This is a genomic window from Butyricimonas hominis, from assembly GCF_014287455.1.
In the GTDB taxonomy this organism is placed as follows: domain Bacteria; phylum Bacteroidota; class Bacteroidia; order Bacteroidales; family Marinifilaceae; genus Butyricimonas; species Butyricimonas muris.
The window spans coordinates 346,868-358,744 of record NZ_JACOOH010000002.1 but is presented as its reverse complement, the minus strand read 5'-3'; the positions used below and the strand labels follow the sequence as shown (position 1 = coordinate 358,744).

Sequence of the window (11,877 nt, the reverse complement as noted above, 5' to 3'; positions counted from 1 at the left end):
TGAAACGAAAAGATGAAAAAATATAAGTTCATATTTATGCTGTTTATGCTGGGGTTCTGTTTTCCCGCTCTCTCCCAAGAGAACGAAACGGACGACGACGACTCGGAAGCCGTAACGGCAGATTCCGATGCAGCTAAAATCATCGTGAATAAATACCGTCCGGGTGACGGAATCACGTTCTCCGCACCGGACGGGGGGTACAACATCAACCTGCGGGGATTTATTCAAACTTCCTTTGAAACCCGCAAATACGAGGGTGACGATAAATTCTATTCCCGTTTCCGGATGCGACGTTTACGTCTTCGCTTATCCGGTGACGCTTGGGGTGGTAAAATCGGCTACCGTTTACAGACAGACTTCGCTCAAGCCAATGGCGGCGACGGCGAATTAAGCGGGATGCTACTGGATGCCTTTATTTCTTACAAACCCGTGAAAGGACTAACCTTGACTTTCGGACAAAAGTCCACCCCGACGGATAACCGGGAATTGGGAATGACTTCAAACACGCTACAATTGATCGACCGCAGTAAACTATCCTCTTATTTCGGTTCCATCCGGGAAGTGGGTATTTTCGTGGACGGTTCTTTCCGTGTCGGACACACGGGTTATATCCGTCCCTCGATTGCCATCACGGACGGCGATGGTAGCGCCACCTTTACCCGCCGTCACGGGGGATTCAAATACGGGGCTCGTGTCAATTACCTGCCTTTCGGGCTATTCCGGGCTTACGGGGAGAGCCGTGGCGGGGACATGGTAAGAGAAGTAGTCCCGAAACTTTCCATCGGTACGGCATTCAGTTACAATGTCGGCATCAGTGACCGGAGAGGTCGGGAAAGCGGTTCTATCCTCTACTTGAACGACGAGAACAAAGAAGCATTACCGGATTACATCAAATTCGTGGCAGACTTCCATTTCAAATACATGGGATTCTCCATGCTGGGCGAGTTCGTGAAAACATGGGCGCACGTGCCAAGTGAAATCACGCAACGGGTGAGAAACGACGGGACAACCTCGACCGACTTCAGCGGAGATATGGAAAAATACGTGAAGGGACGCATGATGCTGGGTTCCGGGTACAATATCCAAGCCGGGTATATGTTCCCCTGCCGCCTGTCGATCGATGCCCGGTACACGCATTTCGATCCGGCAAAAGATTCGTTCCTGCATAACGAACTATACTTCAACCGGAACAACTTTTACGAAATCGGACTCGGCAAATACCTGACGAAATCATACGCCGTGAAAGTACAGGCTTCCGTCGTATTCGTGGATGCCGAACCGGGTAGTAAAAACGTGAACAGTGTCGTGACCAAGGGCAACGAAACGCTCTTTCAAGCTATGATCCAGTTCTCATTCTAATAACAGCAAAAGATGAATACGATGATAAGATACTTATTGACATTATTGATTCTCGTGCAGGTCGGTTCACTTTGGGCACAACAACCTGCCAAGGTTGCCAAAAAATTCTTCCCTGACCCCGAGATGGATATTCAGACACCGTGGTTCCAGAAAGGACGGAAATTCACGACATACAACGAGATGATGACATACATCCGTCAACTCGTTACGCGACATCCCGACAAAGCGACGCTGAACTTTATCGGGAAAACACAGAAAGGTAAAGAGATCCCCGCCGTCACCATATCCGGGAAGACCAAAAATACCAAGATGAGAGTATTATTCCTCGGACGGGTACACGGCGATGAACCGGGCAGCACGGAGAGCATGCTCTACACGATGGAACGCCTGTTGAACGATCCGGAACTGGCATACCTGTTGCAACGTCTGGAAATCACGATCATCCCCATGGTCAATATCGACGGGGGCAGTCATCTGGAACGGGTAACCGCCAACACGCTGGACCTGAACCGGGATCAAAGCAAACTCGCTACACCGGAAGCCGTGGTTCTACGGGCATTTTACAACAACTACAACCCGCAAGTCGTGATCGACTTCCACGAGTTCCAACCCCTACGTGCCGACTACACGCTAATCAGCACGGATAACATCACCAACTCGTTCGACGCCATGTTCCTCTACACGGGCAACCTCAACGTGCCCGAAGAGTTGCGCAACCTCACGGCGGGCAAATTCGTCGGAAACGCTCGTGAAGCACTTGACTCCAAGGGACTTCGCCATCACGACTATTTCACGACCTCGAAGAAATTCGGGGAAGTGGTATTCAACGTGGGCGGTATCAATCCCCGTTCAACAGCCAACGCTTTCTCTCTGGGTAATTCCGTGGCTATATTAATGGAATTACGGGGCGTGAAAATCGGTAAGACATCCTTGAAACGCAGAATCAACACCGCTTTCACGCTAGCCGAATCGTACTTGAAAACGGCATATGACAACTTCGACGAGGTAATGAATATCACGGCGGAGGCTGCCCGCTCTAAAAACGATATCGTGGTCACCAGTAAAGCCAAAACGGTAGATGATTACGTGCTTCCGTTCATCAGCATGAACACGAATGAAATCGTGGAACTGGAAGTAAACGCCAACCTGTCGTTGGAGTCCACCCCTACCCTCACCCGGAAACGCCCGGAAGCCTATTATATTACCGCTTCCCACCCGGAGATCGCTCAAAAACTGAAACAACTGGGGGTAACGGTCGAAACCCTAACCGCCCCGGCAACCGTCGAGGTGGAAGCATACACGGTAGAGTCGCACAAAGCGGAATACTCGTTATTCGAGAAATTCTATCCCGTGAAAGTGAAAACAAGTGTCGCCGCCAAAACCGTGACCTTCCCCACCGGATCGTTCGTGATTCCCATGAATCAGAAGAACGGTAACGTGGCGGCATCGGTACTCGAACCGGAAGCACCGAACGGTTTTATTAATTACCGGGTTTACGAAACAAAACAAGGAGAGGAATTACCGGTCTACCGGAAAATGAACAGTGAAAAATAAGGGAATTACAGCAATATGAAAACATTATTTATAGCTATCATAACATTATTATCAACAACCGCAGTTGTTGCACAAGATAATAAAAACACGGCCAAATTTGAATTGGGCAAAGGATTGGATATCAATTTAAACAATGGCGAGTACCACTTCAACTTGAACGGATTTATTCAAGTTTACGGGGCTTACCGCAACCAGAAAGACGGCGAGGACGAATCGGTTTTCGGCGTGAAGAACGCTTTCTTCGGGTTTAAAGGAGGCGCTTTATACAACAAGTTCACTTTTATGCTGGAAGTCAATTTCGCGGATTCCAACCCGTTGATGGACGCATGGGCAGCCTACAATTATAAAGACTACCTCACGATTACCGCCGGACAGAAACAGACATTCACCAACAACCGGGAGATGATTATGCACGAGAAAGGATTGAGCATGGCGGAACGGAGCATCGTGAGTCAATATTTTTCGGGTACGGGACGCGAACTCGGACTTTTCTTCGAAAGCAGATTCCATATCGGGAATGTAGGCTTGAAACCCTCTATCGCCATCACCACAGGCGACGGGAGAAACTCGTTCGGCTCCAGTTCTGTTGACGCGGACATGGGCGGTTTAAAATACGGGGGACGTCTGGACGTACTTCCCCTCGGTGAATTCAAACCGGGCAACGACGGCGTGGGTGCTGACTTCGCACGGGAAGCCACCCCGAAATTATTGATCGGTGGAGCCATGAGCTACAATGACGGGGCAAGCAACAGCGCGGGTGAAGGCCATGGTGATTTTATCCTCTACGACAAGGACGGGGATACACGATTCCCGGCACTCCGCAAGATTGCAGCCGACTTGTTATTTAAATGGCAAGGCCTGAGCGTGATGGCCGAATACGTGAACTCCTCGGCTACCGACTTGAAAGGTATTTACACCAAATCAACGGGTGATCTTCCCCTCCAGCCGGAAGAGATTGCCAACTACTTGAGCATCGGAAACGGGTACAACGTACAAGTGGGTTATATCTTGAAAAACGGCTGGGCATTCGACGCCCGTTACAGCAAAGTAAAACCGGAATTTAAGGAAACCGCTAAATCCGTATTACTTGAAACCGATGAATACGCCGTGAGTGTTGCCAAATATTTCATTGACAACCGCTTGATGTGTCAAGGCTCTTTCAGTTACTGGAAAAACCCGAACCTGAAAACTTCAAACGAGAAATTAAGCGCAGAATTATCGTTACAAATCATCTTCTAAATCACAAATAATAATCAGAAACGCTTTATGAATTTAAGAATATCTATATTACTGTTGCTTTTCGGCTTTACACTCACTAGCTGTGAATGGAAAAGCGACGTGGACGATCCCATTCTGAATCAACTGGGGACAGGACGGGGAATCGTGACCTACACGGGCTACGAACCGTTGAAGGACAAACCGATAAATTTACATTTCTACATCCCGGAAGGCGATATCAAGGCAATGCCGATCGTGTTTATTTTGCCGGGGACGTCCAGAAATGCCAATGACTATCTGGATGCTTGGGTGAAACATTTCAAAGACCGGAAAGTAATTGCCATTGCCTTGGAATTTCCCCAGAATCATTATTCCACGAGCGAATACATAGAGGGAAATATGTTCAAGAACAACAAGGCACTTCCGGAAGAACAATGGTCATACTCGGTGATTGAAGCCATTTTCGATCACGTGAAATCAGAAACGGGCAATCAATCCGTGCAATACAACATGTTCGGTCATTCCGCGGGAGCTCAATTCGTGCATCGTTTCGTCACTTTCAAACAAAACACGCACCTGAACAAAGCCATAGCGGCAAATTCCGGTTGGTACACGGTGCCCGACACGAGAATAGAGTACCCTTACGGGTTGAAAAACTCCGGTTTCTCCGATCTGTCTACCCTAACACATTTATTCGGCTCCAACTTGATCGTGGCATTAGGGGATCAAGATACCGACCCGAACGACAGTTCTTTACGCCACACGCCGGAAGCCGATGCGCAAGGTCTGTACCGTTACGCCCGCGGGGAACACTATTACAGCGAAAGCCAACAAATCAGCCAAACCAACTCGATGATTTTCAACTGGAAAAGAGTCATCGTGAAAGGTGTGGCACACGATTTTGAGGCAATGATGGTGGAAACGGCGGATTACTTGGGTTTATAAACTCATCGTTAATTTCTATAACTATATAAAAAATAAATATTTGTTTGCTTCCTCAAATTGTAGTAATATTGTAATGCGAAAATACAACAACAGCTAATATATAAGACTATGAGTATTAAAGGAACAAAAACAGAACAGAACTTATTGAAATCATTTGCTGGTGAATCACAAGCCAGAAGTCGTTACACTTTCTTTGCAAGCGTGGCTAAAAAAGAAGGCTTCGAGCAAATCGCCGGAGTATTCATGGAAACCGCGGAACAAGAAAAAGAACACGCCAAGAGATTCTTCAAGTTCTTGGAAGGCGGAATGGTTGAAATCACGGCGTCTTACCCCGCGGGAATTATCGGAACTACCGCTGAAAACCTGAAAGCTGCCGCCGAAGGTGAAAACGAAGAATGGGCAGACCTTTACCCTGAATTTGCTAAAGTAGCCGAAGAAGAAGGATTTACCGCTATCGCTGCCGTATTCCGCAATATCGCGAAAGTAGAGGCTGAACACGAGGCTCGTTACAGAACTTTACTCGCTCGCGTTGAAGAAGGAAAAGTATTCGAGAGAGATGAAGAAATCCTGTGGCAATGCCGTAACTGCGGTTACGTGCATAAAGGCAAGACCGCCCCGAAAGCATGCCCGGCATGTGCTCATCCGCAAGCATACTTTGAAGAAAAGAAGAACAACTATTAACGAGAAAAGTTAATAGTTAAAAACTGAAAGCCGGGGATATATTTTTCCGGCTTTCAGTTTTTTATTTTTACACGTGGTAGAAAAATAACAAGGTGATTTTCGTTATATTCGCGTCGAGGAAATAGAATTATATTTTTAAATCAATAAAATAAAAGTCATTATGAAAAAAGTTATCAATTCACCGAAAGCACCGAAAGCAATCGGGCCTTACAGTCAAGCTATTGAAGCCAATGGAACGCTCTATATCAGCGGACAACTTCCTATTGACGTGAACACCGGTAAATTCGCGGAAGGTGGCGTGAAAGAGCAAACCGAACAATGTTTGAAGAACATCGGTTATATCCTCGAAGAAGCCGGATACACTTTCGACAACGTGGTTAAATCAACTTGTTTACTCGGTGATATGTCTTATTTCGCTGAAATGAACGAAGTATACGCGCAATTCTACAAGAGTGACTGCCCGGCACGTGCCGCGTTCGCCGTGAAAGCACTTCCCATGGGCGCTATGGTGGAGATCGAAACGATAGCCGTGAAATAAAAAAAGGAGGTGTGTCAAACACACCTCCTGTCTATAATGTCTATAAAGTCGAGCCTCCGGATCCTAAAGTCCATAAAGTTCACGACGCAATAACATAATGATATACAGTATCATAAACAAAACATTCCGATAGATTTGACCTTATGACATTATGGACATTCAGACCTTATGGACGAGAGGGCGATACATGGAGCATGTCATGATTTTTGTTTTTCTCCGTTTTTTTCGTAACTTGGACTGCACTTATAAATACATAAAAACAATGATTATGAGAACATTCGGATTTCTTCTCGTGCTTGCCTTCTTTTGCTCGTGTGCCTCACAGAAAGACATTACCCAAAACAAGAAGGGACGTTGCGCTATCAAAGACTCCGCGCAATATGAATTAATCGTTTTCGATTCCGGGTTTGACTATTGGCTGGCAACTCACCAATCCGTCGCGAACCAACACAGCAACGAATATTATCAAAACATGAATCTGCAATACTCCATCGAATGGAACAGGCGCTATGCCATGGGCGATCCGAGGATAAACAGTTATATCGATTATAGTATGAATAAAAACTACGGCTTCGATTTTAATTACAAGCTATACATGTATTTCAAATTCTTCGAGGACACGAATCACATCAAACTGATACCGGGAAGCAGAAGCATTTAAATGATTTTAGATTTCAACCACACGAGGCTATATCTTTTTTTCAATCCGAAATCGTAAATCATAAATCGTAAATCATCCCGTTTGCCTCTTTTATCGCCTCCGGAGTTCCGAGGTCAAAGGCAAGTCCGTCATGTTGAAAAAGTTCGATAGGATGATTCTTTGCTTGTGCCAGATGTTCGTCGATGATAGAGAAAACATCCCCATGGATCATGTTATGTAAATATTCGGAACTAAGCACCTGCATCCCGCAATAGTTGTATTCTTTCGCCTTGTAAAAACCGTCGTCCACGATTTTCTGTTCTCCAGTCCGCTTGTTCTCCCAACCTTTCAATATACCGCCATTAAACTTTAACACCCGATCTGCCAGACAAGGCTTCACCACTAACGTGGCATACGCGTCGTGTTCCTCGTGCTGCCGAATCAAAGCATTCAAATCCAGATCGGTTAATATGTCCACGTTGTGTATCAGCACCGGAGTGTCAGGAAGGAATAAATCACGGGCTTTCAGAACTCCTCCCCCCGTATCGAGCAATTTTTCCCGCTCTTCGGATAGAACGATATCCATTCCGAAATTCTCATGCTCGCGTAGAAAGATCTTTATCTGATCGGCAAAATGATGAATGTTTATCACCAAACGCTCGACCTTCACTTCTTTCATTCTCCCGATCACTCGTTCCAACAAGGCTTTCCCGTTCAATTCCACCAAAGCCTTCGGGCGATCATCCGTCAACGGTCTTAGCCGTGTGCCTAATCCGGCGGCGAAAATCATTCCATTCATCAACTAATTTCAAATTTAATGATTTATCTTGTAGCTTTCAAATCTCTATTATGTTGTTCTTTATGGCGTACATAACTAACGCGGCAGTATTGCGGCATCCCGTCTTGCTTAGCAAATTGGCACGGTGTTTATCCACCGTCCGTTTACTGATAAACAACTCGTCGGCAATCTCTTGGTTGGAAAGCCCGCGACAAACGTGGTACAATATTTCCAATTCCCGTTCCGAAATGTCATTATCCACCACTTCCGGCACGTCATTTTTATTATCCCGCATATTATTCAAGATATTCACCAACAACTCTTCCGAGAAGAAACTCTCCCCTTCCGCCACCTTTTGAATCGCCGTTACCACTTTATCAATACCGGAATTTTTCAACAAAAATCCTTTCGCTCCCGCGTCAATCATCTTGTAATAATATTGCTCGTCCCCGTACATGGAAAGCACGATAATTTTCAAGCCGGGCTTCATCTTCATCGCCTCGATCGTCGCCTCGATCCCGTTCATTCCCGGCATCTCGATATCCATGAGTACCACGTCACAATCCACGAACGAGAGATTCTCGATAAACTCCCGACCGTTCGAAGCCTCGTAGATATGTCGCACGAAATCCTGCGTCGAGAGCAACAGCTTCAATCCCTCGCGAAATAACTTGTGGTCGTCGACCAGATATATTCTCAATTTATCCATATTTAAACAACTACTTACATTTTATAAAAGCCCGGGCAATCATTCCCTTTCCCCGCTCGCTCAATATCTTGATATCCCCGTTACCGGAGTTCAGACGATATTGCATATTACTCAATCCCATTCCCCCGTCACTTTCCGCCAGTTTCACGTCAAATCCCATGCCGTTATCCTCGTATTCAAGGTATAGGATATCATTTTGTAATTGCAGGTCAATACTGATTTTACTCGCTTCGGCATGGCGCAACGTGTTATTGAGCAATTCGCAAACCACACGATACATGATAACCTCGACATTATAAGCGAAACGGCGATTTTCTACATTTGTTTCAAAAGTTATCTCGATACCTTCGGCCGGACGCAATTTCTTGATAAATGACCCCACGGCATCCTTTAGCCCGAAATTGTTCAATATGTGCGGACTGATATTCGCAGATATCTCCCGAACTCCCACGATGGCCTCGTCTACTGCCTGTTTCAGGTTCACCTTGATTTTCTCGTTTACCTCCGGGGTATTACTTTGGTCAAAACCGGAAAGCAGCATTTTTATCACGCTCAGCAACGGTCCCAGACCGTCATGCAATTCTTTGGCAAATCGTTGCCTTTCCTGTTCCTCCGTGCGGATCACTGCCGACAAAACCCTTTTCTCCGTTTCACTCCGTATCCCGTCCAAACGCCGCAGGAATTGAAATACTTTCCGTATATAAAACGCCCCGATGGCAAATGCCAAGGAAATCACGAACGACAGCCATACTTTCGTCTGGTATAACTCTTCCGATTCTCCCCGGTGCATGGACGGAACTAACTCTATCGCCCGGTAAATCGCCATAAGAAAAAAGCCCGTGGAAATCAATATCCACGCCGCGTTGAATTTTGTCCGCTTAAATAAACTGATTGCAAATCCCATCGCCACGATCTGCAACAACAACGATAAATATACAACGATCTGTGTCACCAAGAGATATATTAAATTAAAAGTTAAAAACTAAAAGATAAAAGTTATCTGTCAAATATCGGTATAATTTACAAATTTACCAAACGCCACAGGGCAAATACGTTAAAACGCTTTTACCCTGCTAGAACGGATACCCGATTGCCACATTAAATACCGAACGACGGAAACCTCCGCCCGAGTTAAACAACACGAAACGCTGTCCGGCGGGGAGCGCGGGATCTTTCAGTTTTATACCCAAGTCGAAACGCAGAAGGAAGAAATTAGCGTTCAATCGTAATCCGGCTCCCGTACCTATCGCTATCTGGTTGAAGAAATTGTAATTCAATTTTGCACCGTGACGGGTTTCTTTCGGGTTGATATTCCACACGTTTCCGGCATCGAGGAACAAAGCACCCTCCAGTAGCCAAAGTAATTTGAAACGATACTCGATATTGGCTGCCAACTTGAAATCCCCCACGCTATTCGGGTACTTTTCCGTTGCCAGATATGACCCCGGTCCCAGTGTCCGAGCCTGCCAAGCCCGCATATCGTTAGCCCCTCCCCCGTAAAAGGCCTCCTCGAAAGGCAACACTTTCATGTTCCCGTACGGGTAACCGCAACCGACAAAGAAACGCCCGACGAGGGAGTTCGCCCGGTTGATATACCAATTGTAACGGTATTCGGCATCCGATTTGACAAATTGCGCGTACCGTACACCCAACAACTTATAATATTTCTCGTCCAGACTCTCACCTGTCTTCTTGCCGCCGGAAAGGCGATCTATCGCATTCAACACGTTACCGGAAGTTTCCACGTTCACCCGGAAATAATTATAATTCATTGCTTTCGCATTCAGAAGCTGATCGGTAAAGGTCGCAGAGAACACGGCCGAAAGAATCATGTGGTCCGTGTAGGCATTCTTGATATACTCATTTTTCAGCCCGTCAATAAAACTCTTGTCGACATCCTTCATCAACACGTAATTCAAATCGATCAAATCAAAATTATACCGCCATTTCTTATCCGCTTTCCGCCACAAGTAACCGAACCGGGCGTTGGCAATCGAACGGGTATAATAAGGCGTGTATTCATAACTGTAAGAGAAAGATATCGACGTCTTCGGGGCATAATTCCGACGGAAATCTTTCATCCGCAAGAAAGGCATCCAGAACTGCGGCGTCACGAGTTTCAATTCCGCCCCGATCTCCGTGGTATTAAATAATTTTCCCTCCCCATTCACTTGCTCCTTACGCAGGCTTCCCCACACGCTGGCAGAGATATTCTCGCCCGCCCGAAACACGTTACGGTGGTTATACGTGAAGTTTCCCCCGACTCCCAAGTTACCCGAATTATGAGTTCCTTCCAAGAACACGTTATATGACTGTCTTTTCACGGGGGACAACTGTATCGTGCAATCCAACGCTTTCACCTCCCCGTCGGATTCCACCTCTTTGAAGTCGATATTCACCAGCTTGAAAAGATTCAACGCCTGTAAACGCACGTAAGTATCAATCACCCGTTGCGCATCGTACAATTCCATTCGCTGCAACTGTATCGTCTCGATAATCATCTTCGGCTTGATTTTCAACTTATCCTTGTACAATATCGTGTACCCGTTATACACCAATGAATTATAGGTCGCGGCAACCTGTTCCGCGCTCACGAGAGGATCATAGTCAAAGTTGACGCTGATATTCCGCACGAAATAACGCTTGTAGGCATTACTGTCCACGGCATTCTCGACAATACGCACGAAGACTTTTGCCATATTCTCTTTTTTCACGGTCGACGTGTCTGCCATAAAGCGAATAAAATTCTTCGAGAAGTTGAAGTACCCCTTTTCCCGAAGCGCTTTCGTGATCCTTTCCCGCTCGTCGTCCAGCACGTCCAAATCCAAAGGTGCATTTTTCTCCAACAGCGTGTTCACCGTGTCTCTCCGGTAATTCGCCATTAAACCGCTTTCTTCCGCTATCCGATTTTCCGGCCGTCCTTCGGGGGCATCAAATTTTATACTCTCGATCGAGGTCACGGGACCGACTTTCACCTTATACTCCACGTTCGCCCTTTTCTTCTTGTAATACACCGTATCATGCACTTCCGCTTGATAGAATCCTTTATTGTGAAGGAATAATTCTATTTGCTCGACACTCCGTTTCGTTAAAAAGGGATCGTAAATCACGGGAGCCTCCCCGATACGACGCAACCATTGATTAAATTTCTTTTTTTCGTTCCGTCCGCTTAAATTATAAAGCCCCAAATGGAACCGCACGGTACCCAGAATCCGGGTGTTCGGTTTTTGTCGTATACTCCGCCTCACATCACTCCTATTCAGCTTGTAATCATCCACTTTCACCTTCACGTGATCCAACAAATACTCATCCTTCCCGACATACTTCGTCGGGGAACACGAATACAGGAAGTAGAATATAAAAAGAATAAAACTTATCTTGTACGCTCCACGCATGCTCAAAAATCTCAAAAAAATACTATGTTTGTGTTTTAATTCTAATCAGCAAACTTGAAA

Annotated in this window: 11 protein-coding genes; 7 read left to right on the top strand and 4 right to left on the bottom strand. The window is 46.0% G+C overall.

Annotated features, from left to right (window positions below):
* Positions 1 to 12 precede the first annotated feature (12 nt).
* The 7 genes from H8S64_RS05035 to H8S64_RS05005 all read left to right on the top strand — a co-directional run bounded on the left by H8S64_RS05035 (position 13) and on the right by H8S64_RS05005 (position 6,956).
* On the top strand, positions 13 to 1,359 hold the full coding sequence (locus H8S64_RS05035; protein ID WP_186975227.1) for a porin: 1,347 nt from the start codon (positions 13 to 15) through the stop codon (positions 1,357 to 1,359).
* 21 nt (positions 1,360 to 1,380) lie between these two features.
* Entirely contained in the window at positions 1,381 to 2,913 is a 1,533-nt protein-coding gene (locus H8S64_RS05030) for a M14 family zinc carboxypeptidase (RefSeq protein ID WP_186975226.1), read from the top strand.
* A 15-nt stretch (positions 2,914 to 2,928) separates the two neighbouring features.
* Positions 2,929 to 4,152, top strand: coding sequence for a putative porin (locus H8S64_RS05025; RefSeq protein WP_186975225.1), 1,224 nt, complete (start codon positions 2,929 to 2,931; stop codon positions 4,150 to 4,152).
* Positions 4,153 to 4,179: 27 nt separating this feature from the next.
* Positions 4,180 to 5,076, top strand: coding sequence for a hypothetical protein (locus H8S64_RS05020; protein WP_099292203.1), 897 nt, complete (start codon positions 4,180 to 4,182; stop codon positions 5,074 to 5,076).
* 108 nt (positions 5,077 to 5,184) lie between these two features.
* On the top strand, positions 5,185 to 5,757 hold the full coding sequence (rbr, locus tag H8S64_RS05015) for a rubrerythrin (protein WP_018336532.1): 573 nt from the start codon (positions 5,185 to 5,187) through the stop codon (positions 5,755 to 5,757).
* Positions 5,758 to 5,917: 160 nt separating this feature from the next.
* A complete protein-coding gene (locus H8S64_RS05010; RefSeq protein ID WP_099292202.1) occupies positions 5,918 to 6,295 on the top strand; it encodes a RidA family protein in 378 nt (125 codons plus the stop codon).
* A 268-nt stretch (positions 6,296 to 6,563) separates the two neighbouring features.
* Positions 6,564 to 6,956, top strand: a complete 393-nt coding sequence (locus H8S64_RS05005; protein WP_186975224.1) for a DUF6146 family protein — start codon at positions 6,564 to 6,566, stop codon at positions 6,954 to 6,956.
* A gap of 58 nt (positions 6,957 to 7,014) precedes the next feature.
* On the opposite strand, the gene H8S64_RS05000 is transcribed toward H8S64_RS05005, so the two are convergent.
* The 4 genes from H8S64_RS05000 to tamL all read right to left on the bottom strand — a co-directional run bounded on the left by H8S64_RS05000 (position 7,015) and on the right by tamL (position 11,832).
* Positions 7,015 to 7,734 (bottom strand): sugar phosphate nucleotidyltransferase, encoded by a 720-nt coding sequence (locus H8S64_RS05000; protein WP_255469433.1) that lies wholly within the window; start codon positions 7,732 to 7,734, stop codon positions 7,015 to 7,017.
* Between the two features lie 37 nt (positions 7,735 to 7,771).
* Complete coding sequence (locus H8S64_RS04995; RefSeq protein WP_099292200.1) at positions 7,772 to 8,422, bottom strand: response regulator transcription factor; 651 nt, start codon at positions 8,420 to 8,422, stop codon at positions 7,772 to 7,774.
* A gap of 10 nt (positions 8,423 to 8,432) precedes the next feature.
* Positions 8,433 to 9,374: a sensor histidine kinase gene (locus tag H8S64_RS04990; protein WP_227214568.1), complete on the bottom strand. Its 942-nt coding sequence runs from the start codon at positions 9,372 to 9,374 to the stop codon at positions 8,433 to 8,435.
* A gap of 121 nt (positions 9,375 to 9,495) precedes the next feature.
* Complete coding sequence (tamL, locus tag H8S64_RS04985) at positions 9,496 to 11,832, bottom strand: translocation and assembly module lipoprotein TamL (protein ID WP_255302013.1); 2,337 nt, start codon at positions 11,830 to 11,832, stop codon at positions 9,496 to 9,498.
* Between the last annotated feature and the right edge of the window lie 45 nt (positions 11,833 to 11,877).

Coding starts and splice junctions, on each gene's coding strand:
- H8S64_RS05005 (WP_186975224.1), top strand. CDS start 6,564: ATGAGAACATTCGGATTTCTTCTCGTGCTTGCCTTCTTTTGCTCGTGT.
- H8S64_RS05000 (WP_255469433.1), bottom strand. CDS start 7,734: ATGAATGGAATGATTTTCGCCGCCGGATTAGGCACACGGCTAAGACCG.
- H8S64_RS05030 (WP_186975226.1), top strand. CDS start 1,381: ATGATAAGATACTTATTGACATTATTGATTCTCGTGCAGGTCGGTTCA.
- H8S64_RS05035 (WP_186975227.1), top strand. CDS start 13: ATGAAAAAATATAAGTTCATATTTATGCTGTTTATGCTGGGGTTCTGT.
- H8S64_RS04995 (WP_099292200.1), bottom strand. CDS start 8,422: ATGGATAAATTGAGAATATATCTGGTCGACGACCACAAGTTATTTCGC.
- H8S64_RS05010 (WP_099292202.1), top strand. CDS start 5,918: ATGAAAAAAGTTATCAATTCACCGAAAGCACCGAAAGCAATCGGGCCT.
- rbr (WP_018336532.1), top strand. CDS start 5,185: ATGAGTATTAAAGGAACAAAAACAGAACAGAACTTATTGAAATCATTT.
- H8S64_RS05020 (WP_099292203.1), top strand. CDS start 4,180: ATGAATTTAAGAATATCTATATTACTGTTGCTTTTCGGCTTTACACTC.
- H8S64_RS05025 (WP_186975225.1), top strand. CDS start 2,929: ATGAAAACATTATTTATAGCTATCATAACATTATTATCAACAACCGCA.